This window comes from Streptosporangium sp. NPDC000563, from assembly GCF_040299985.1.
Lineage (GTDB): Bacteria > Actinomycetota > Actinomycetes > Streptosporangiales > Streptosporangiaceae > Streptosporangium.
Genome location: NZ_JBEPDA010000012.1, coordinates 69,927 through 91,587 on the forward strand (window position 1 = coordinate 69,927; position 21,661 = coordinate 91,587).

Consider the following 21,661-nt stretch of genomic DNA (forward strand, 5'->3'; position numbering starts at 1 on the left):
GCCGCGTCGACGCAGACCCTCGTGGAAAAGGGTGACCCGTCTCTCCTGGGTCTCTCGGTTCCGGCAACTGAAAGGACCTCGTGTGAGGCCCGTACGCAGCGCCCTCGCCGGTGCCCTGTTCGCCGCACTGACCCTGGCCGGATGCGGCCAGAGCTCCCCGGCCTCGGCCCCGTCCCAGACCCTGTCCCCGACCGCCCCCGCGGCGGCCACTCCCTCGGCGGGCTTCCCCGTCACCGTCGAGGCGGGCAACGGCCCCGTCGTCGTCGCCAAGAGGCCCGAGCGGATCGTCTCGCTGTCGCCGAGCGCGACCGAGAGCCTGTTCGCGATCGGAGCCGGACCGCAGGTCGTGGCGGTGGACGACCAGTCCACCTATCCCGCCGAGGCGCCGAAGAGCGACCTGTCCGGTTTCAAGCCGAACGTGGAGGCGATCATCGCCAGGAAACCCGACCTCGTCGTGGTCGCCAACGACATCGGCGGCGTGGTGGCCGCGCTGGGCAAGGTCGGTGTCCCCGTCCTGCTGGAGCCCGCCGCGACCAAGTTCGACGAGGCATACGACCAGATCACCGACCTGGGGGACGCCACCGGCAACGGCGACAGGGCCGCCGAACTCGTCGCCGGGATGAGAAAGCGGCTCGACGAGATCACCGCCGCCGCACCGAAGGACGCGAAGCTCACCTACTACCACGAGCTGGACACCACCCCCTATTCGGTCACCTCCGACACCTTCCTCGGCCAGATCTACGGGCTGTTCGGCATGACGAACATCGCCGACAAGGCTCCCGACCCGGCCGGCGGCTACCCCAAGCTCTCCGCCGAGTTCGTCGCCCAGGCCGACCCCGACCTCGTCTTCCTGGCCGACACCAAGTGCTGTGCCCAGTCCAGGGAAACCCTCGCCAAGCGTCCCGGCTGGTCCAGGCTCTCCGCCATCAAGAACGACCGGGTCATCCCCCTCGACGACGACATCGCCTCCCGCTGGGGGCCGCGCGTCGTCGACCTCGCCGAGCAGATCGGCGACGCCGTTCAGAAGGTGTCGGCGGGCTGATCGGTGTCAGGAAGAAACGGCAGATGTCTCCTCCCCGCCTCGAAGGACGAGGGCCGCACCCCGGACCGTCGGTGAGTCCCGGCGACGCGACCTCCGGATCGTCGCCTTCAGCCGACACGGACCCCGGCGTCGAGACGAACACGGGCACGGACGCCGGCATCGGTACAGCCACCGAGACGAACGCCGACACCGACACCGGCATCGGTACAGCCACCGAGACGAACACGGACGCCGGCGCCGACGCGGTTCGGAAGGCCGATGCCCGGGGGAGGCAGGCGGCCAGGCTGCGCCCGCTGGTGGCGCTCGCGGCCATGGCGGTGCTCCTGGTGAGCATGCTCGCCGGGCTGCTGGTCGGCGCGGCGGACATCGCGCCGACCAGCGTGATGCTCCAGCTGCTCGACTGGCTGCCGTTCGTCTCGGCGGACTCGGGACTCGCCCCGGTCGAGCTGGGCCTGCTGACCGAACTGCGGCTGCCCCGGGTCCTGCTCGCCGCGATCGTCGGCGGCCTGCTGGCCGTCGCGGGAGCCGGATACCAGGGCGTCTTCCGTAACCCGCTCGCCGATCCCTACCTGCTGGGTGCCGCGGCGGGCGCCGGTCTCACCACCACGGCGGCGATCGTCTTCACCGGTGGCGACGTCGAGGCGATCGGCATCCCCGCCGCGGCCTTCACCGGGGCCGTCGGCGGCGTGCTGCTCGCCTACGCGCTGGGCAGCGCGGCGGGCCGGGGCGGCGGCACCGCGACGCTGGTACTCGCGGGCGTCGCGGTCACCTCCTTCCTCACCGCCGTCCAGACGTTCCTGCAGCAGCTCAAGGTGGAGGAGCTCCAGCGCATCTACGCCTGGATCCTCGGCGACGTCGGCGGCGGCTGGGGCCAGGTCACCCTCGTCGTCCCGTACGCCGCCGTCTCCGTGACGGTCATGCTGCTTCACGGCAGGCTTCTCGACGTGCTCTCGGTCGGTGACGACGAGGCGGTCACCCTCGGCCTGAACGCGACCCGCGTCCGCCTCGTGGTGCTGCTCGCCGCCTCCCTCGCCACCGCGGCGGCCGTCGCGGTGAGCGGGCTGATCGGCTTCGTCGGCATCGTCGTGCCGCACGTGGTCCGTCGCCTCGCCGGGTCGTCGTACCGGATCGTGCTGCCGATCTCGCTCATCGGCGGGGCCGCCTTCCTCGTCCTCGCCGACCTGATCGCCAGGACCGTACTCGCCCCCGCCGAGCTGCCCATCGGGGTGGTGACCGCGTTCGTCGGCGCACCGTTCTTCGTGGCCGTGCTGCGCGTGACCCGCAGGGTCGAGACATGAGGCGGCGTGTGCCCTGCGGGGCCGAGACCATGAGGCGCGTGCCCGGAACCGGGCCCATGGAGTCGTACGTGGTCCGGAAGAAGAAGGCGCGGCTCCGCTCGGACGGCGGGTGCGCGGCCGTGACCCGCGCGCCGCGCGAAGGGGAGACGCGGTGAGTCACCTGGTGGTGCGGGACCTGTCGGTGGTGCTGGATCGGCGCCCGGTGCTGTCCGGCGTCGGGCTCGACGTGCGGACCGGCGGATGGCTGGCCGTCATCGGGGCCAACGGCGCGGGCAAGTCCACTTTGCTGCGGGCCCTGGCGGGGGTGCTGCCCTTCGAGGGGGATGCGCTCGTCGACGACATGCCGTTGCGGCGGCTCAAGGCCAGGGAGCGGGCCGGGCTGCTCGCCTACGCCCCGCAGTCCCCGGCGCTGCCGGCCGACATGACCGTGTTCGACTACGCCCTGCTCGGCCGCACCCCGTACATCCCCTACCTGGGCCGCGAGAGCCGGCACGACCGCGAGGTGACCGTCTCGGTGCTGGAGCGGCTGGACCTGTCACCCCTCGCCGCCCGCCCGCTCGCCCGCCTGTCCGGTGGCGAGCGTCAGCGCGTCGTGCTCGCCAGGGCGCTGGTCCAGCAGGCCCGGGTGCTCCTGCTCGACGAGCCCACCACGGCCCTCGATCTGGGACACCAGCAGCAGGTGCTGGAACTCGTGGACCGGCTCAGGCTGGCCGACGGGCTCACCGTCGTCACGACACTCCACGACCTGAGCCTGGCGGGTCAGTACGCCGACTCGATGATGCTGCTCTCCGGCGGACGGGTGGCCGCCTCGGGTGCCCCGGCCGAGGTGCTGACGGGCGAGCTGATCGGTGAGCACTTCGACGCCCGTGTGCGTGTCGCGGCCGGTCCCGGCGGCAGGCCCGAGGTCCATCTGGAGCGTCCTTGAGCGAGATGGGAAATCGTCCGGAGACGTTCGTGAGCGGCTACGAGGTCCGGCCGGAGGTCCCGGAGCGGAGCCGAGGTTCACGCGAAGCATCACCGGGACCCTCGCCGGAACACGGAGCGTCTTCGGGACCCTTCCCGACACATGGAGCATCTCCGAGACAGTCGCCGGCACATGGAGCGTCCCCGAGGCTGAGCCATCGCGACGAGGACGGCGCGCGGCTCGCCTCGTTGCTGTGGGAGTTCGGGCCGGGGTGGCGGGCGATCTCCTCGGCGATGGTCGGCGGCGGCATCGGCCCGGTCGCCTGGGTGCTCAACGCGCAGGTGATAGCCGGATACTCGCGGATGGACCCGGTGGACCACCTCCTGGAGCTCGCTCCGCCCGGCCCCGGGGTCGGCATGCTCACCGCGGCCTCGGTCGAGCACTTCACCCGGGCCCACGACGGGGGAGCGGAGGTGGTGGCGACCGTCGGCCTGCGCGTCCCCACCTGGGCCGCCGCCCCCGAGGGCGCCGCCGACCCCGAACTGGCCCCCATGCTGCTGCCGGGAACGATCAACATCGTCGCCGCCGTCCCGGTCGCGATGAGCGACGCCGCCCTGGTCAACATGGTCATGACGGTGACCGAGGCGAAGACCCAGGCACTGCTGGAGGCCGGTTTCCCCTGCACCGGCACCGCCTCCGACGCCGTCTGCGTGGTCGCCCCCGAGCGGATTCCCGGGGGCCCGGAGGAACTCTTCGGCGGTCCCCGCTCCACCTGGGGTGCCCGCGTCGCCCGCGCCGTCCACACCGCCGTCCGTCAGGGCGCGCACCGATGGGCGAAACGTGATGTATCAACTACTTAAAGTAAGGAAATCGAGGGAAGTAGCATGTGGGCGAGGGCGAGACTCCCGATACTGAGCAGGTGACCGCGATGGCAACGACGGAGCCGACGACCAGACGGACGGTTCTCCATGGAGAGCCGCCGTTCACCGTCGACGACCTGCTCACGTTCCCCGACGACGGGAACCGCTACGAGCTCTTCAACGGGAGCCTACTGGTGAGTCCCTCTCCTGTCCCCCTGCACCAGCGTGCAATCTTGCGTCTCGCGCGAATTCTCGAAGACGCCGCGCCGCCGGAGTTCGAGCCGCTGCCGGAGGTCAATCTCCGGGTGAGCAGGCGTGACTTCTTCATCCCCGACCTGGTCGTGGTGCCCGCCGAGGCCGTCGACGAGACGGAGCTGATGTTCGCGCCGCGCGACATCCTCCTCGCCGTCGAGATGGTGAGCCCGAGCACCCGGGCGCGAGACCGCCACCTCAAGAGGGCCGCCTACGCGGCGGCGGGAATTCCCGTTTACTGGCGGATCGAGCTGTCCGACGGGCCGTCCGTCCACGTTCACGAGCTCGCCGGTGACGAGTACAAGGCGGCGGAGAAGCACGAGGCCGGAGAGGTGACGAGCCTGCTCGCCCCGTTCGAGGTCTCCTTCGATCCCGCGGTGCTGCTGCGTCCCCGCGATCGAAGGGACCGGAGCTGAGGGAGCGGGGATCGAAAGGACCGGAGCCGAAAGGGCCGGGCCGCTTTGGGTGATCTTCGATCGGTATACGTTGTCGCGCCGGAGGGGCCGCCGGGATTAGACTTTGCGTAACTGTCCGCGACGGGGCGTGGACGTGACGATAGGCCGTAAGACGGGATGGGCGAAGCGGGGTGGCGATGCCCTGCTCATGGCCTTTTACTGGTGATGGCGGAAAGAAAGTCAAGTCCTACGGGCCTGGACGGTTCACTTATTCACCCCCGTTTGCGACCCTGGTCCTATCCCCTGTAGGGAGTGGCGATGCGGCGGTTCGGTTCGGCGCTGGCGGTGCTCGGAGGGCTCTGTCTGGCGATCGCCGGGGTGGCTCCCGCCCTGGCTCATGAGCATCCCAGCGGGATCACCGACCTGGTGACCCCCGCGGTGGTCAGGATCGAGGCGACGGCGCGGGTCGACATCACGCTGCTCGACCACATCGGTGAGCTGGTCCACGTGGAGCGTTCCTACGACGTGCCGATCGGCAGCGGCACCGGCACCGTGATCAACCCCGACGGGGGCATGGTCACCCTCACCCGGGTGGTCAAGACCGACCGCGACGTCCGGATCTATGCGGCCAACAAGATCTTCGCCGCGCACCACAAGGTCAAGATCCCCGAGGACTTCGAGCGGCACAGGCTCAAGGACGACCAGCTCGACCACCACCTGCAGGAGTGTTACCCGCCCAAGCAGCCCACCGCCACCTGCATCATCGACGTCACCACCGAGATCACGGTCTTCCCCAACATCTCTCCCCCGGACAAGGAGGGGTTCAAGGCGGAGATCGTCCGTGTCGGTGACAAGCCGGACAGTCCCGCGGTGCTGAGCCCCGTCGGCCGCGCGGACGGGAGCGCGGGCCTGCCCACCGCCCCGCTCGCCGCCGTGGTGCCCGCCAAGGAGGGCTCGCCGGTGGCGGTCGCGGGGTTCACCGGGCGGCCCGCAGCGAACCTGCCGGAGACCGTCGACATCGCCCACCTGCGGGCGGGCGGCGCGGGGGAGAGCGGCCGGCAGTTCAAGGACCCGGAGAACAAGGTCAACGAGCCGGAGAAGCTGGGAGCCCTGATCGACAAGGGCCTGCTCGGTGGCCCGGTGATCGAGGACAAGAAGGGCGAGGTCGTCGGACTGCTGATCGGCGGCGGCAAGGACGCCCGGATGATCGGCATCCGTGAGATCACCAAGGCCCTCGCCGAGGCGGACGTCACGCCCGCCCGGGGCTCGATCGACGCCGCCTTCGAGCAGGCGCTGACCCGCTTCCACACCCATTACTACGGCGACGCCGTCCCCGCCTTCCAGCGCGTGCTCGACCTCTACCCCGGCCACATCGTGGCGGCGGCGCACCTGAAGACGTCGCAGGCCAAGCGGGGCACGGCGGAGGACGAGGCGACCAAGAGGGCGGCCGCCTCCACCGACCTGCCCAAGAGCACGCCCCTGTGGCCGTTCCTGGTCGGCGGCGGCCTGCTGGTGCTCGTCGTGCTGGTCATCGCGATCCTGCTCTGGCGCCGTGGGTCGCAGGATCCCGACCCCGAGCCCGAGCCGAGCCCGGCCGCCAAGACCGGGCCCACGGTCCCGGCCTCGCCACCGATACCGATACCGCCGCGACCGGCCTTCGACGAGCAGGCCGACTCCACGGTCGTCGTCGGCCGGTCCTTCCCGGCGCTGCCCAAGATCTCCTCCACCCCCGGTCAGCCGGTGCTGGTGGCACGCGATCCCGGCCACAACACGGCCCCGGGTGCCGGCACGGCACCGGGCACGAAACCCGGAGAGACGATCGTGCAGAAATACTGCACGGGCTGCGGGATGCGACTGGGCCCCGCCCACAGCTTCTGCGGCTACTGCGGCCAGCCGACCAAGACGTGATGTCCATGAACGACAGGGCGCTGATCGGCCGGGAAGTGGCCGGCTACCAGGTCGAGGACATCATCGGCAAGGGCGGCATGGCCGTGGTCTATCTCGCGATCGACCCCAGGCTGAACCGCAGGGTGGCACTGAAGATCCTCAATCCGCTTCTCGGTGAGGACGACAGGTTCCGCCAGCGCTTCGTGCTGGAGTCGCGCACGGTCGCGAGCATCGACCACCCCAACATCATCCCGATCTACGAGGCCGACAGCGCCGAGGACGGCACCCTCTACATCGCGATGCGTTACGTCGACGGACCCGACCTGCGCAAGCTCTTCTACGACCGGGGGCCGATGCCGGTCAGCCAGGTGAGCCGGATCTTCGCCCAGGTGGCCGCCGCGCTCGACACCGCGCACGCCCACGACCTGGTCCACCGCGACGTCAAGCCCGCCAACATCCTGATCGCCGGTCACGCCGACGGCGACCACGCCTACCTCACCGACTTCGGCATCACCAAGCACCGCACCTCGATCTCCGGGCTGACCCAGACCAACCAGTTCATCGGCACCCCCCGCTACATGTCGCCCGAGCAGATCAACAAGGAGCACATCGACGGCCGCTGCGACCAGTACGGCCTGGCCTGCGTGGTCTACGAGGCCCTGTCGGGGCGGCTGCCCTTCCAGCGCGACAACGAGATCGCCCTGCTGTGGGCGCATCTCGCCGAGACGCCCACGCCGCTCACCACGCTCCGCCCCGAGCTGCCGCTCGAAGTCGACGGTGTGATGATGCGGGCCCTGGCCAAGTCGCCCGAGCAGCGCTACGACACCTGCGGCCAGTTCGTCGCCGAGCTGCGTGACGCGATCAGCGGCGCCGGGCAGCCGTACCAGCTCGCGCAGGCTCCCTCGGCGTCGTCGGCGGTGTCGCCGACTGTATCTCCGGCGGTGTCGTCGACGGTGTCCGAGACGACCGAGGTGTCCGGGAAACGAAGAGGGCCCAAGGGACGCCCGTCCGGGGGGAAGGGCATCCTCATCGGCGCGGCCGTGGCGATCACGGCGATCGTCGCGCTGGTGGCGGTGCTCGCCACGTTCCTGCGCGGCGGCGACACCTGGGTGGCGTACCCGGGCTCCTCCGCGGTGCCGGTCGCCTTCCAGCACCCCGGGACCTGGACCCTTGAGCCGCACGCCGACGTGTTCGTGGTGGCCTCCCCGAAGGTGGAGCAGTTCCGCGCGCTGTTCGCCACACCCGTCACCGCCGACTGGGCCGCGGCGAACGAGATCATCAAGGATGCCCCGCAGGACGCCACCGGCCTGTACGCGCAGACCCTCGACACCCTCGACCCGCTCGGCGGCGCCAAGCAGCTGCAGGAGACCCTGCAGTCCTCGCTCCCCGGGACGGTCAGTGTCTTCTCCCAGGTCGTGCAGGTGAGCGTGGGCGGGCAGAACGCCGCGCGCCTGCAGGGGACGATCGCCGACCCACAGCGCGGCGGTCAGCTCGAATTCACCGGCTGGGTCGTCGAACGGCATGACGAGCCCGCCATCCTGATCTACTTCTGCGCGTCCGGCAGGTGCGATGACGCGGTCGCCAACAGGTTCGTGCGGAGTGTCTCGTTCCCGGCGTTCTGACCCGTTGACTTGTGTCCGACTTGTGAGCGGCTTGACCGGGCGTTTTGTCCTATGGGCAAGACGGTCGCCAGGCTTTAGTCTCCCCGCAGGGCGGCTCTCCTTCCCCTTCGGTACCGGTGCGTACGGGCCGTTCGATCGCTCGGCCCCGGAACGAGGTGTCCAGCCGCCCGCAAGGAGGAGAAGTGAACATCCGCGTCGTGATCGCCGACGACCAGGCGATGGTTCGCGCCGGGCTGAAGCTCGTCGTGGAGAGCGAGGTCGGGCTCGAGGTGGTCGGTGAGGCCGCCGACGGGATCGAGGCCCTCGCCGTGGCCCGCCGTACCAGGCCCGACATCGTGCTGATGGACATCTCGATGCCGCGCATGGACGGCATCACCGCCGCGAGGCAGTTGCTGGGCCAGCAGGACCCGCCGAAGGTCGTCATACTGACGACCTTCGACACCGACGAGAACCTCTACGCCGCGCTTCGGGCCGGGACGAGCGGGTTTCTGCTCAAGGTCTCGCCGCCCGAGCAGCTCGTGGAGGCGATCCGCGTCGTCGTCGCCGGGGACGCCCTGCTCGACCCGGCCGTCACCACCCGCGTCATCGCCTCCTTCGCCGGACGCCACGACCCCGCGCCTCCGCCGCAGCTGGCCGATCTCACCCCGCGCGAGCTGGAGGTGCTGCGCTTCCTGGCGCGCGGCCTGACCAACGCCGAGATCGCGGGGGAGCTCTTCGTCGGCGAGGCCACGGTCAAGACGCACGTGGCGCGGGTGCTGATGAAGCTTCACCTGCGCGACCGGGCTCAGGCGGTGGTGTTCGCGTACGAGTCGGGCGTGGTCCGGCCGGGGGCGGCGGTCGGGTAGTAGGAGATCCACTCCTCGCGGCTCATCCGGAGCATCTTGACACCGAGATGCCCCAGCGCGACCGCGGGGGCGATCCACATCGGGATGGTCGCCGGACCGTACGGGACGACCAGCGAGGCGCCGTAGCCGATCAGGACGACGAGCGGCACCCACCAGTGCGCGAATCCGGCTCGCCAGACGCCGATCAGCAGGACGGGCAGGCCGAAGAGGGCGAAGAACAGCCAGGGCATCTGGAATCCGAAGACGACGCCGGGCAGGTTCAGCATCTCGTCGAGGATCCGCTGCGTCTGCTCGGGGGTGTTGCGCTGCCCGAGCCACCACTCCACCGGGTCGGTCAGGAGCAGGCCCGACAGGCTGATGTAGCCGATGACGGTGAGCGGGCCGACGATGTGGCCGAAGACCACCGCGCGGCGGCGCATCACGTGCAGCAGGCCGAGGGCCGCGACGGCCATCAGCAGGTAGGACCAGTGGTACATCACCGACTGGACCTGGGCGAGGGCGGGGTTGTCCCCGAAGCTGACGGACTCGCGATCGTCCCCCCAGGTGCCGGGGTCGACGATGACGGCGATCGCCTGGAGCAGCGGGGCGACGATCAGTAGCACACCTGAGGAGACACGCCGGAAGTCGGCTGAGTCACGAAACATGGGCTTTCCTGCCTGTGCGGGGCTTCTCTCACTCAGGAAGGTAGGTGGCGGGTACGCGCGAGGGCGTCCCTCACCAGGCTGATCCGGGGTCCCTCTCGTGGGGTATTCAGCGGGTAATAAGGTCTCACAGTAGGGCGGTGGGAGTTGTGAGAACCGCCTCTCCCAAGGTCTGGCCCACAGTGCGCGGACTTGCGACCAGAAAGATGAGCGATGTTGCACGAGAAGCTTGAATCGATTTACGACAGCGTCCTGCGTCGCAACCCGGGGGAGATCGAGTTCCACCAGGCCGTTCGTGAGGTGCTGGAGAGCATCGGCCCGGTTCTCGGCAAGCACCCCGAATACGCCGAATCCAAGATCATTGAGCGGATCTGCGAGCCGGAGCGGCAGATCATCTTCCGGGTGCCCTGGGAGGACGACCAGGGCGAGGTGCACATCAACCGCGGTTTCCGGGTCGAGTTCAACAGCGCGCTCGGCCCCTACAAGGGCGGCCTGCGCTTCCACCCCTCGGTCTACCTCGGCATCGTCAAGTTTCTCGGCTTCGAGCAGATCTTCAAGAACGGACTGACCGGCCTGCCGATCGGCGGCGGCAAGGGCGGCTCGGACTTCGACCCCAAGGGCCGCTCCCAGCGCGAGATCATGCGCTTCTGCCAGAGCTTCATGACCGAGCTCTACCGGCACATCGGCGAGTACACCGATGTCCCGGCAGGGGACATCGGTGTCGGCCAGCGTGAGGTCGGTTACCTGTTCGGCCAGTACAAGCGCATCACCAACCGGTACGAGTCCGCGGTGATCACCGGCAAGGGGCTCAGCTACGGCGGCGCGCAGGTCCGCACCGAGGCGACCGGGTACGGTTGCGCCTTCTTCGTCGAGGAGATGCTCAAGGCCCGCGGCACGTCCTTCGACGGCAAGCGCGTCGTCGTCTCCGGCTCCGGCAACGTCGCCGTCTACGCGATCGAGAAGGTACGGCAGCTCGGCGGCACGGTGGTCGCCTGTTCCGACTCCTCGGGGTACGTCATCGACGAGAAGGGCATCGACCTCGACCTGCTCAAGCAGGTCAAGCAGATCGAGCACCTGCGGATGGACGCCTACGCCAGGCGGCGCGGCGGCGGAGTGTCCTTCGTGGCGGGACGGAGCGTCTGGGAGGTGCCGTGCGAGGTGGCGATGCCGTCGGCCACCCAGAACGAGATCACCGGCAAGGACGCCGAGGTGCTGGTGCGCGGCGGCTGTATCGCGATCGGCGAGGGCGCCAACATGCCCACCACGCCGGAGGGCATCCGGATCTTCCAGGAGGCCGGTGTCTCCTTCGGTCCCGGCAAGGCCGCCAACGCCGGCGGTGTGGCCACCAGCGCGCTGGAGATGCAGCAGAACGCCAGCCGCGACTCGTGGACCTTCGAGTTCTCCGAGCGCCGCCTCCAGGAGATCATGCAGGACATCCACGGCCGCTGCCTGAAGACCGCCGAGGAGTACGGCATGCCGGGCAACTACGTGGCCGGTGCCAACATCGACGGCTTCAAGCGCGTCGCCGACGCGATGCTCGCCCTCGGCCTGATCTGAGGTCCGAGCCGGGACGTCTGCCTGCGACCGCCAAAGGCGTCGGTCACCGGCACACCGCTGCCGCATCCCCTCGCGCTCCCGCGCGCCGAGCCCGCCTCCCCCGTCCGGGGACGCTCATCCGGCGAAGCCGTGAAGGGGGCGTCTAGGAGGCGAAGAGCCACTCCAGAGCGGCGAGGGACTTACCGGCGTACGCGTCCCGACCGGTTTCGAGGCCGTAGGCCAGGTCCTCGAAGACGCTGCATCTGCCGTAGAAGACGGCGCGCTCACGCAGGGCGGCGGTGTCACCGGACCGGTAGCGGCCGAGGGCGGCGTCCAGGGCGGCGGGGCCGAGGTCGCGGTACAACAGACCGAAGTCGTAGGCCGGGTCGACGATCGCGGCGTCGCTCCAGTCGATGACGCCGGTCACCGCGCCCGTGGCGGGGTCGACGAGAACGTGCTCGATCCCCAGGTCGTTGTGCGAGAAGACCGGTTCGCGGCCTGGGGCCGGAGGAGGGGTCTTCAGGAAGTCCCGCACCGCCCGGTGGTGGGCCTCGGGGATCTCCTCGGCGATCGCGGGATGGATCTCCGCCGCCTCGTCCAGCCATTCGGACGGCGGTGGGGCGTCCACCTCCACCAGCCCGGCCAGCCGATCCGCCGGAACGGCGTGCGCGGCGGCGAGCAGGTCGCCGAGCGTGGCGGCGATCGACGGGCCGTGGGCCAGCCGCTCCGGCAGGGGCAGGTCGAGCAGCGGCCGGCCGGGGAGCCTGCGGTAGGCGAGGCAGCCCCGTTCCGCGACCGTGAACTCCGGTTCGGGGACGGGCACCGGTGAGAGGCCGGCGACGGCGGCGAGCAGGCGGGCCTCACGCGCCACGAGTACGGCCCGCCGCGCCGGATCCGGCTCCTTGCTGAAACGTACGATCAACTCGCCGTTGACCTGGTACGCGACGTTGTCCTCGCCCTCGCCGAACGGTGTGACGGTCTCGACGCGGTAGCCGGGCAGGTGCTCGGCCACCGCGTCACGGACGTCGTCGGCGCGGTCGTGGTTCTGGCTCCCCATACCGCGACCCTACCGATCACACCGGAGGGCCGAGACGCCCGCTGATCACGTCCTCGATTCGCGCCGGAACACCTCGGGTGAACACGGCGGTCGTCAAACCGGCTGATCCGGCGCTCGCAGGGAGCGTGGATCAGCCGGTCGACATGACGAGCGGGACACCTGTCAGGGGGTGGGCAGGCCGCTCTCCAGTCGGCATCCGTCGGCGGTCCGCGTGTTGTCACAATGGTTGAGCTGGAGGCTGTCCACCACATAGGCGAAGGACTGGCCGTTCGGGCTCACCACCGAGAGCTGCACGGTGGCCGCGCCGGTCGGTGCGATCGCCGAGACGTTGTACTCCGCCCAGTCAGATGTCAGGGCGTGGAGCGAGCTGTCACTGTTCGAGATCAGCGCGTTCGACGCGTTGTACCAGGAGAGCCGCAGCTTGACGCCGCCGGAGGTGGCGGTCGTGAGCCGGGCGAAGAACTTGTACCGTTGCCCCGGCGTCACCTGGGGCCTGCGGGTGACCGACAGGATCCCCTCGGCCCACGACTGGACGTTCATGGTCAAGGATCGCCGGCCGTCGTAGTAGCGGGCCGACACCTGGCTGTCCGCTCCAGGCGGAGTGACCTGCATCCATCCGCCGCCGGAGACGGTGAAGCCCGTGGGGTACCCATAGGGCGCGTCTGCCTCGACCGTGCGTTCCTGCGCGGTCAGCAGGTCGTTGCTGTACCCGATGTCGCAGCAGAGCGGCGGGGTGAGCATCGACCAGGTGGCGAGGTTGGCCTTGCGAGGGTGCGGATAGGCGCTCGTGTAGAACGTGGCCGTGGTCTCGCTCGGGTCGTAGTAGTTGTTGAACTCCTGGTCCACCTGCCAGGTGTGCCACTGGGTGGACATGACGTCGGTGTCCTCGTGGAGGACCGTCTCGGTGACCTTGGCGTGGTCGACGTCGAACAGGTGGATGAACTCGTGCAGCATGGTCGCGCTGTCCCACTCGTCGGTCGCCGCGACGCACAGGAGTTCGCAGAAGGCCTGCGCCGTCCCGTCGAAGTCCTCGAACACCATGTAGGTACGGTTGGCGTGGTCGTAGCCCGCCGCCGCCAGGTCGTCCTCGACGACGTCCGCGGCGGTCTCGCCGCCGATCACCCCGCTCTCGATCTTCTCCGGCACCACGAGGGCGCGCGCGTAGTCCGCGTAGCTGCCGGTGCCGTAGCCGGTCCGGCAGCTCAGATTGACATGCTGGTCGTAGTTCGTGGACTCGTCCAGCGACCAGTCCACCCGGTCGACGATCTTGGCGATCCTCTCGACGAAGTCGTCGTAGCGGTTCCCGGACTCCTCGTGCCAGGCGTAGATCACCTGGACCGCGGGGATGCTCCCCGCGGTGTTCCTGGGGTCGGACAGCGTGGTGGCGCAGCCTCGCCGGGGAATGTCCGCGTCCGCCGGTTGGACGTAGGGAACATAAGGTTCGGAGCCGATGGGACTGAAATCGGCGTGTGCCGTATCCGCCATCAGGACGACAAGCGCGACTACGACCAGTGCGGACGTGAATCGCTTGAACCGTGCCAACAAAGGATTTCCCTCCAGGGGTTTACCGTGCCGTGAACCCGTAAACGCGCATGGCGGGTTCCCGAGAATTCCGGATGTGTTCTCGGTGGTATATCGGTAAGCGTTTTTCGGTCGGCGGCGCCGACCTCGAACGTGACCCTTCCGACTGGGCCGTGAAACGCGGCCGGGAACGGATCTCGCCGAGTTCGGGTTCCGCTCGATGTGATAGCAGCGCTGTGAGCAGCGGTGATGACAGGGAAAGGGGTGGGGGTCACCGGTCCGGCCGTCGAGCCCTCGGCTCGGCGACGAGGGTCGAGTGGGTCGGGTTCAGAGTTCGCTCATGTGACCGGTGGCCGGGTGCTGTCGGCCTTCACGAGCCTGGAATCCCATTCCGAAGAAATGTGTCCTGAATGTATGCGGTCGATGACCGCCTCACCTCTTCACCTTGGAGTCATCGGACCAGGCAAAGGTAAACAGCACCTGTTTCGGCTCGATTTCACAATGACTCCCTGTTCTGTTACTGCTGGGCGTCATGGCGTCGGTTTCCGAAGTTGAAAAGGCGAAGGGTCGCGAAGGGGTGCGGTTACCGGCGGCGCGTTCGCCGTTGCTCACTCCGTCGCACGCGCGATCTCGTCGAGCCGGGGGCGGTGACGATACGGGGCGCCGGGGCGGAAAGTTGTGCCGCCGATCGCCGCGCTCGCCGACCGGCCCTCGGCCGGGCGCTCACCGGCTGCCGCAGGGGGGATCCGTCGCGTTCACTGTCGGCGGCGACCGGATGCCGGGTTCGGGAAAGCCGTCCGCGCGAGGGTGGTGCCGTCCGCGGGAGGTGGTGCCGTTCGCCGGAGGGTCGGCGGTGCGCCGGCCGGGGCAGGCCCTGTGTCCCAGGACCTGCCCCGGCCGGATGTGCGCTCAGCCCGCGCCGGGGACGACGGCGGTCCTCTCCTTGAAGTCGTAGCCGTGCTGGGTGGCGTTCTGCCGCAGGTTGTTGAAGGAGTCCTTGCCGGCCTGGAGGTCGGCCTCGGTGGCGGTGCCGTTCTTCAGCTTGGTGGTCAGGGCGCTGAAGCTGTCGGTGACCGCCTTGACCCCCTTGCACAGGGTCGGGTTGGCCAGGGCGAAGCGCCGGGCCACCTTCAGTTCGTGAAGAGTGAAGAGACCGGCGACGGCGGCCTTGGCGAAGGTCCGCTTCCGCTTCTCCGCTCCGGCCTTGAAGCCGCCGCTCTGCAGCGGTTGGTAGATGTAGCGGTAGAAGGCGCCCAGCGCGAGGCCCGCGTGCAGCGCGAAACGGGTCTTGGCGAACCTCTTGGCGTTGACGCCGGTGGGGCACTCCTCCGCGGTGTACTCCTGGGCGGTGTCCTCCCCGGAGAGGTCGGCGGCGGGCGGGGCGCCCGCGGCGGGTGGAACGGCCGCGGACGTCGTGGCCACGGCGGTTTCCGGTTTCACGGCGGTGGACTGGCCGCCGCCGCAGCCGCCGACGAGCAGTGTCACGGCCAGCAGTGCCGCTGCCGGAACGGCAACGGATCGGGCACTCCGTACAGGCATCTTCCCCCCTGGAGAACGCTCACGGCATCTTTGTGACCTTCATCCCTTTTATACCCTTTGTGATTGATTAAACACGTTACGTAAGTCGAGTCGCCTTTGTTGTGAGGGGGAATGATCTGTGTGCCGGCGGGTCGTCGGTGGACGTGAGGTCCGGCCGCGACTGGGCGATCGGGGTCGTGTGCGTCCCGCCCGCACTCCGTCCCGTCCGTGAGGCTGCGATCTTTTAATCTCCTCACCCCGTAAGGGATGCGGCAAAACGGGCATATGGTGTGTATATTTTCCGTTATCTGCTCTTGCCTGAAGGAGGATTTATCGTGTCAGCTTTCCCGCGCGTACTGTTCGACGAGGCACACAGCGAGTCGTGGACCATCCGGCGGGATGTGGCCGAGACGATGAATCCCGGCCACCCCGACGACAGCGGCTACGTACGTGCGGCCGGGCTGCTGCGCGGGCTGGGCCACTCCGTGGACGCGCACGTCGAGGGCCCGCTCACCCCCGGTCTGCTGAGCGCGCGGGACGTGCTGGTGATCGCGCATCCCTCCGCCGACCGGTGGGAGCGCACCACCGGGCTGGGCAGCCCGGTCTTCCCGGTCGAGGAGCTCGACGCGATCGAGGAGTACGTCCGCGACGGCGGCGGGCTCGTCGTGCTGGCCGAGTACGAGCAGGAGAAGTACGGCAGCAACCTCACCGAGCTGCTCGCGCGCTTCGGCGTGGGCGTCGAGCACACCCTCGTCCGGGACCCCGGGAGCGCACACAACGGCGTGGCCTCCTGGGTCCTGGGCACCCCCCGGAACGCCGCGCACGACTCTCGCGGCGGGCAGGACCTGCTCGCCGGGGCCCGCCGCGCCTGCTTCTACCGGGCGGGGACGCTCACCGTCTCCGACCACGAGACCGTCCTGTTCGCCACCTCGCCCACCGCGACCCCCGCGAACCGCCCGCTGGCGGTGGCCGTATGGCACGGGGAGGGCCGCGTCGTGGTCGTCGCCGACTCCGACCTGTTCGGTGACGACTCGATCGGCGACTACGACCACGCCGCGCTCTGGGGCAATCTCGTCACCTGGGTCGCCCGCGTCCCCGCTGTCAAGAGCTCCGCCGCCGAGGGCTCGGCCGTCGGGAGCGCCGAGGACGCCGAGGCCGCCGAGGACGCTGAGGCCGCTGAGGCCCGCGCCGAGTTCCAGGCGCTCAAGGACGCCGTCGAGGCGATCAGGCCGTTACAGGCCAAGGACGGCTCGATCCAGGAGGAGGGCGACCGGGAGCGGGCCGCCGAGCTGGTCTCGAAGATCGTCGGGCACGTCGAGCGGCTCGCGCCGCGCTTCCCGCACGACGCCGCCTACCTGGCCGCCGTCGTCGCCGACTTCGGCAAGTGGGTCGACCAGGGGCTGGGCGTCCCCGACTTCCTCGACGCGCTCGACGCCTTCCACCCCGACACCCAGCGGGTGGACGGGCTGGAGCACCTGGTCGTCTTCCCGATGTACACCCAGAACGGCACCACCTTCCGCCACATCGAGGCCGTGTGGATCCGGACGATCTGGCCCGAGTGGCTGGCCGAGCTGGAGCGGACCCGCTACGACAACCCGATGTTCGTGCCGATCGCCTTCGAGGACTTCACCTCCGGCTACGACACCAACTCCGCGGTGCTCTTCCCCGAGACCGTCGCGGTCCGCGAGACCCCGGCCCGCTTCACCTGGGGCGGGATCTTCGCCGACCGGGAGGCCGCGAGGTTCCGCGTGGTGAGCGGTGCCGCCGCGGCCACGCTGAAGCTCGCGCTGCCGCCGGACGCGGCCAGGCTGATCGCGTCGCAGGAGCTGGCCCAGGACACCTTCGTGCTCTGGGACCTCATCCACGACCGGACCCACAGCCACGGCGACCTGCCGTTCGACCCCTTCATGATCAAGCAGCGCATGCCGTACTGGCTCTACTCCCTGGAGGAGCTGCGCTGCGACCTGACCGCGTTCGGCGAGGCCGTGAAGCTGGAGCGCGAAGGCGTGCCGCACGCCCGCTACGTCCAGCTCGCGATCCTGTTCGACCGGCTGTTCCGCTTCCCGATCACCGGTAACCGGGTCCGCAACTACGACGGCCTGGGCGGGCAGCTGCTCTTCTCGTACCTGCACCGCAACGACGTCGTCCGCTGGACCGACAACCGGCTCAGCGTCGACTGGGACCGTCTCGCCGAGGGGGTCGCGGACCTGCGGGGCGAGGTCGAGAAGCTCTACAGGGACGGCATCGACCGCTCCAAGCTCGCCCACTGGCTCGCCGCCCACCAGCTGGTCGCCACCTACGTCGCGCCGAACCCCGCCTCGGTCTGGGCCGGCGGGGCCGAGGCCCTGCCCGTGGAAGATGCCCGGGGGTCCGGGGGTCGCTCCCCGGGGGGTAACAGCCCCAAGGCCGTGGTGGACGCGGTGCTGCCCGACGAGTTCCCGCTGAGCATGTTCTACGAGGCCCTGCGCCGTAAGCTCGGCGACGTCGTCGACTCCACGAAGGGGATCCGAGCATGATCATCCTTGTCACCGGTGCGGGCGGTCCCGCGGGCCGGGCCGTCGTCCGCAGGTTCACCGGCGAGGGCCACACGGTGATCGGCGTCGACAAGAGCGGCGCCGACGGGTGCCTCGCGGTCGACCTGCTCGACGCCGCCGCCGTGGAAAGGCTCGCGGCGGACGTGCGGGCGGAACACGGCAGGGTGGACGGGATCGTGCACCTGGTCGGCGGCTGGCGCGGGTCCAAGACCTTCGCCGAGACGTCGCTGGACGACTGGGAGCTCCTGCACGACCTGCTGATCCGTACCCTCCAGCACGTCACGCTCGCCTTCGAGCCGCTGCTCAAGGCGAGCGAGCGCGGCCGGTTCGCCATCGTCTCCGCCAAGGCGGCCGAGCGCCCCACCCAGGGCAACGCGGCGTACGGCACGGCGAAGGCCGCCTCCGAGGCCTGGACCCTCGCCTTCGCCGACGCCCTGGAGGGCACCGCCTCCACCGCGAACATCCTGGTCGTCAAGGCGCTCGTGCACGAGGGCATGCGCGCGGCGAGCCCCGAGCGGACCTTCCCCGGCTTCACCGACGTCGACGACCTCGCCGAGGCGATCGACGACCTGTGGAAGACCGACGCCAACGGCACCAGGATCGACCTCACCGTCGACGCGAGGCGGGAGGGGAGGACCGCGTGACGGACGCCATCCGCAGGCACGACCCGCTGGTGAAGGGCTTCGCCAGCGACAACTACGCCGGGGTCCACCCGGAGATCCTTCAGGCGATCGCGCTCGCCAACGGGGGCCACCAGACCGCGTACGGCGACGACGTCTACACCGCCGCGCTCCAGGAGGTCTTCAAGAAGCACTTCGGCCCCGCCGCGCAGGCGTGGCCGATGTTCAACGGCACCGGGGCCAACGTGGTCGCGCTTCGTTCGATGACCGCCCACTGGGAGGCGGTGGTCTGCGCGGAGTCGGCGCACATCCACACCGACGAGGGCGGCGCCCCCGAGCGGTCGGCGGGGCTCAAGCTGCTGCCGGTCGCCACCCCGGACGGCAAGCTCACGCCCGAGCTGATCGACAGGCAGGCGTGGGGCTTCGGCGACGAGCACCGGGCACAGCCCAAGGTGGTGTCGATCACGCAGACCACCGAGCTGGGCACGCTCTACACGCCCGAGGAGATCGGCGCGATCTGCGACCACGCCCACGACCTGGGCATGCTCGTCCACCTCGACGGCGCCCGCGCGACCAACGCCGCCGCGGCGCTGGACGTGCCGCTGCGCGCGTTCACCACCGACGTGGGCGTGGACGTGCTGTCCTTCGGCGGCACCAAGGCCGGCCTGATGTTCGGCGAGGCCGTCGTGGTGCTCAATCCCGACGCCGTGCGCGGCCTGCGCTACCTGCGCAAGAGCGCGATGCAGCTCGCCTCCAAGATGCGGTTCGTCGCGGTGCAGTTCGAGGCGCTGCTCGCGGGCGACCTGTGGCTGCGCAACGCCCGCAACGCCAACGCGATGGCCCGGCGGCTCGCCGACGCCGTGCGGGACGTGCCGGGGGTGGAGATCCCGCGCCCGGTGCAGGCCAACGCGGTCTTCGCCATCCTGCCGGCGGACGTGACCGAGCGACTGCAGAAGCGCTTCCGGTTCTACACCTGGAACGAGGCCACCGGCGAGGTCCGCTGGATGACCGCGTTCGACACCACCGAAGCCGACGTGGACGCGTTCGCCGCCGCCGTGGCGCAGGAGCTACGTCCGCGCCAGGACCTGTCGTAAGGCGCGTCGTGAAGGCCCGGCGCGGGGACCCCTTTCAGGACCCTTTCAGGGGGCCGAAACCCCCCGCCGGGCCTCAGTTCTTGTGACCCGTCTCGTGCTCGTACGCGGTCAGCTGCTGTTCGAGGGCCTTCATCAGCTCGAAGACCTGACTCGGGGGGATGCGGATCCGGCTCACGATCCGGGTCGGCACGCTCACGAAGTGCTGCCCTGAGGAGGGGTCGTTGGCCAGCTGGGGCGGCCTGGTGATCACCGCGAAGTCCAGGACGAAGCCATCCTGGGTGTGCCACACCGAGGCGAAGTTGGCGTACTGCCCCATTTCCACCTCGGCGGAGATGCTCACCTCCAGGCGGTTCTCCGGCTCGTCGTTCACCATTCTCTTTCCTCCGGCCAGGTTGGCTCCATGCTGCCCTGACCGGAAACCGGCCGCACAGGGACGCGCCGACGCCACTAAAGGATGGAAGGCAGCCGCTGGGCGCCGCGCTGCCGCAACATGTCGGTCATCAACTCGATCTCGCCCGTCTGACCGTCGACGATGTGCTGTGCCATGGTGGCCACCTCTTCACGGTCGGACAGTTTCAGCAGACCCTCGCCCATCTGCACGCCGCCCTCGTGATGACGGATCATGAGTTGGAGGAAGAGGACCTCCTGCTCCTTGCCTGTGGCCTCGCGGAGCTTTTTGAGCTCGTCCTCACTTGCCATACCGGGCATCGCGGCGGGCGCGTCCGGTGTTACAGCGTGACCGCCACCGTGCCCGGCCATCCACGCCATGGAGGGACGATCACCCGACTGGGTGAGGCCCCACTGCTGCAGCCAGCCCGTGAAGATGCCGCGCTGGGCCGTCTGCGTGACGATGATGTCGTAGGCCAGGCGCCGCAATGCGTCGTCCTGGCTGCCGTCCCTGGCGATGAAGGACATCTCGACGGCCTGGGCATGGTGAACGGCCATGTCGCGGGCGAAACCCGCCTCCGCCGAGGCGTCCGTCGGAGTGGCCGTCCTGCCCGTCGCGAGCAGCAACACGACCGCCGTGACCAGGCAGCCGAGCAGTGCGCCGACCACCACGCCACCACGCCTGGACGTCGCGCCCTCTTTACCCGGGGTTTCCATTACCTGCCCAGCGTACCCACTGTCGGGAATCGTCGCTGTATCACGCGTTGTCATCCCCTTATTCTCCACATACGCCGGTAGGGCATAGGGTGACCCGAAGTTGTTTGCCGGCTGGAGGGTTGATGACCAAGGAAAAGGCGCAGGCGAGGCGCGAGCACCTCAACCGCATGCGCGATGAGCAGAGGCGCAAGGAGCGCAGGGCCGCGCTTCTCATGTGGGGTGCCGGAGGTGCCGTCGTCGTCCTGCTGGTCGCGGTCGTCGCCTACTACCTGGTCAACGAGCGGGCCGCGACCTCACTGGACAACGTCGCCACCGCGAAGTACACGGGCAGCCAGCACACCCAGACCAAGGTGACGTACAAGGAGAACCCGCCGATGGGCGGTGAGCACAACCCGGCCTGGCAGAACTGCGGCATCTACGAGCAGCCGATCAACAACGAGAACGCCGTCCACTCCATGGAGCACGGCGCCGTGTGGATCACCTACCAGCCGGATCTCCCCAAGGCCGAGGTGGACAAGCTGCGGGAACTGGCCTCCAAGGACTACATGCTCCTGAGCCCGTACCCCGGCCTGCCCTCCAAGGTCGTGGCCAGCTCCTGGAACAACCAGCTCAAGCTGGACAGCGCGAACGACGGGCGCCTGCCCAGGTTCATCACCAAGTACAAGAACGGCCGGGACACCCCCGAGCTCGGAGCGTCCTGCAGCGGAGGCGTGGGCACCACCACCGCCGAGGCGCCCATCCCGGAGACCGCGCCCAGCCAGCCGCCGGGCGCCCCCGACGGGTCCGCGGCTCCCAGCGACGCCCCGGCCACGGACGCTCCCGCGACCGATGCCCCGGCCACCGACGCCCCGGTTCCCAGCCCCACCCCGGCGCCCTGATCCGGCCGGTCGCGACACCGGTGACGCCGTCCTGACGAGGCGCACCGGCCGCA

The 21,661-nt window shown here is 69.6% G+C and carries 19 protein-coding genes; 13 read left to right on the forward strand and 6 right to left on the reverse strand.

Translation table 11 applies throughout. The features are described 5' to 3' along the window. Positions 1–82: 82 nt before the first annotated feature. The 8 genes from ABT352_RS25195 (at position 83) to ABT352_RS25230 (ending at position 9,105) form a co-directional block, all read left to right on the forward strand. Entirely contained in the window at positions 83–1,042 is a 960-nt protein-coding gene (locus ABT352_RS25195) for an ABC transporter substrate-binding protein (protein WP_350947379.1), read from the forward strand. A 311-nt stretch (positions 1,043–1,353) separates the two neighbouring features. Continuing rightward, a complete protein-coding gene (locus ABT352_RS25200) occupies positions 1,354–2,340 on the forward strand; it encodes a FecCD family ABC transporter permease (RefSeq protein ID WP_350947503.1) in 987 nt (328 codons plus the stop codon). A 151-nt stretch (positions 2,341–2,491) separates the two neighbouring features. After that, positions 2,492–3,265 carry an ABC transporter ATP-binding protein gene (locus ABT352_RS25205; RefSeq protein WP_350947380.1) on the forward strand — a complete coding sequence of 258 codons (774 nt, stop codon included), beginning with the start codon at positions 2,492–2,494 and terminating at the stop codon, positions 3,263–3,265. A gap of 188 nt (positions 3,266–3,453) precedes the next feature. Next, complete coding sequence (locus ABT352_RS25210; RefSeq protein ID WP_502992892.1) at positions 3,454–4,104, forward strand: adenosylcobinamide amidohydrolase; 651 nt, start codon at positions 3,454–3,456, stop codon at positions 4,102–4,104. A 68-nt stretch (positions 4,105–4,172) separates the two neighbouring features. Further along, on the forward strand, positions 4,173–4,772 hold the full coding sequence (locus tag ABT352_RS25215) for a Uma2 family endonuclease (protein WP_350947382.1): 600 nt from the start codon (positions 4,173–4,175) through the stop codon (positions 4,770–4,772). Between the two features lie 297 nt (positions 4,773–5,069). Further along, a complete protein-coding gene (locus ABT352_RS25220) occupies positions 5,070–6,659 on the forward strand; it encodes a hypothetical protein (RefSeq protein ID WP_350947383.1) in 1,590 nt (529 codons plus the stop codon). Beyond that, the gene (locus ABT352_RS25225) at positions 6,659–8,260 is read left to right on the forward strand and encodes a serine/threonine-protein kinase (protein ID WP_350947384.1); all 1,602 of its coding nucleotides are present in this window, start codon (positions 6,659–6,661) and stop codon (positions 8,258–8,260) included. Before ABT352_RS25220 ends, ABT352_RS25225 begins: the two co-directional genes overlap by 1 nt. A gap of 182 nt (positions 8,261–8,442) precedes the next feature. After that, positions 8,443–9,105, forward strand: a complete 663-nt coding sequence (locus ABT352_RS25230; protein WP_350947385.1) for a response regulator — start codon at positions 8,443–8,445, stop codon at positions 9,103–9,105. Here the strand turns inward: ABT352_RS25230 and ABT352_RS25235 are convergent. Further along, a complete protein-coding gene (locus tag ABT352_RS25235; RefSeq protein WP_350947386.1) occupies positions 9,045–9,749 on the reverse strand; it encodes a hypothetical protein in 705 nt (234 codons plus the stop codon). The genes ABT352_RS25230 and ABT352_RS25235 overlap by 61 nt on opposite strands. Positions 9,750–9,959: 210 nt before the next feature. Between ABT352_RS25235 and gdhA the strand changes: the two genes are divergently transcribed. Then, positions 9,960–11,303 (forward strand): NADP-specific glutamate dehydrogenase, encoded by a 1,344-nt coding sequence (gene gdhA / locus ABT352_RS25240; RefSeq protein WP_350947387.1) that lies wholly within the window; start codon positions 9,960–9,962, stop codon positions 11,301–11,303. A gap of 142 nt (positions 11,304–11,445) precedes the next feature. Here gdhA and ABT352_RS25245 read toward each other — a convergent pair whose 3' ends face one another. The 3 genes from ABT352_RS25245 to ABT352_RS25255 all read right to left on the reverse strand — a co-directional run bounded on the left by ABT352_RS25245 (position 11,446) and on the right by ABT352_RS25255 (position 15,399). After that, the gene (locus ABT352_RS25245; RefSeq protein ID WP_350947388.1) at positions 11,446–12,339 is read right to left on the reverse strand and encodes a phosphotransferase family protein; all 894 of its coding nucleotides are present in this window, start codon (positions 12,337–12,339) and stop codon (positions 11,446–11,448) included. Between the two features lie 162 nt (positions 12,340–12,501). Then, positions 12,502–13,881: a hypothetical protein gene (locus tag ABT352_RS25250; RefSeq protein ID WP_350947389.1), complete on the reverse strand. Its 1,380-nt coding sequence runs from the start codon at positions 13,879–13,881 to the stop codon at positions 12,502–12,504. Between the two features lie 888 nt (positions 13,882–14,769). Beyond that, positions 14,770–15,399, reverse strand: a complete 630-nt coding sequence (locus ABT352_RS25255) for a hypothetical protein (protein ID WP_350947390.1) — start codon at positions 15,397–15,399, stop codon at positions 14,770–14,772. 314 nt (positions 15,400–15,713) lie between these two features. Between ABT352_RS25255 and ABT352_RS25260 the strand changes: the two genes are divergently transcribed. The 3 genes from ABT352_RS25260 to ABT352_RS25270 are packed head-to-tail and all read left to right on the forward strand — an operon-like array spanning position 15,714 to position 19,626. Continuing rightward, complete coding sequence (locus tag ABT352_RS25260; protein ID WP_350947391.1) at positions 15,714–17,894, forward strand: DUF6421 family protein; 2,181 nt, start codon at positions 15,714–15,716, stop codon at positions 17,892–17,894. Continuing rightward, positions 17,891–18,556: an SDR family NAD(P)-dependent oxidoreductase gene (locus ABT352_RS25265; protein ID WP_350947392.1), complete on the forward strand. Its 666-nt coding sequence runs from the start codon at positions 17,891–17,893 to the stop codon at positions 18,554–18,556. Before ABT352_RS25260 ends, ABT352_RS25265 begins: the two co-directional genes overlap by 4 nt. Then, positions 18,553–19,626, forward strand: a complete 1,074-nt coding sequence (locus ABT352_RS25270) for a threonine aldolase family protein (protein ID WP_350947393.1) — start codon at positions 18,553–18,555, stop codon at positions 19,624–19,626. The genes ABT352_RS25265 and ABT352_RS25270 overlap by 4 nt, the downstream gene beginning before the upstream one ends. Before the next feature lie 73 nt (positions 19,627–19,699). Here ABT352_RS25270 and ABT352_RS25275 read toward each other — a convergent pair whose 3' ends face one another. Both ABT352_RS25275 and ABT352_RS25280 read right to left on the reverse strand, forming a co-directional pair. Then, a complete protein-coding gene (locus ABT352_RS25275) occupies positions 19,700–19,999 on the reverse strand; it encodes a DUF3467 domain-containing protein (protein ID WP_329092600.1) in 300 nt (99 codons plus the stop codon). 74 nt (positions 20,000–20,073) lie between these two features. After that, complete coding sequence (locus ABT352_RS25280) at positions 20,074–20,730, reverse strand: DUF305 domain-containing protein (RefSeq protein WP_350947394.1); 657 nt, start codon at positions 20,728–20,730, stop codon at positions 20,074–20,076. Positions 20,731–20,852: 122 nt separating this feature from the next. Here ABT352_RS25280 and ABT352_RS25285 point away from each other — a divergent pair, with 122 nt between their 5' ends. Continuing rightward, positions 20,853–21,608 carry a thioredoxin-like domain-containing protein gene (locus ABT352_RS25285; protein WP_350947395.1) on the forward strand — a complete coding sequence of 252 codons (756 nt, stop codon included), beginning with the start codon at positions 20,853–20,855 and terminating at the stop codon, positions 21,606–21,608. The last annotated feature ends 53 nt before the right edge of the window (positions 21,609–21,661 follow it).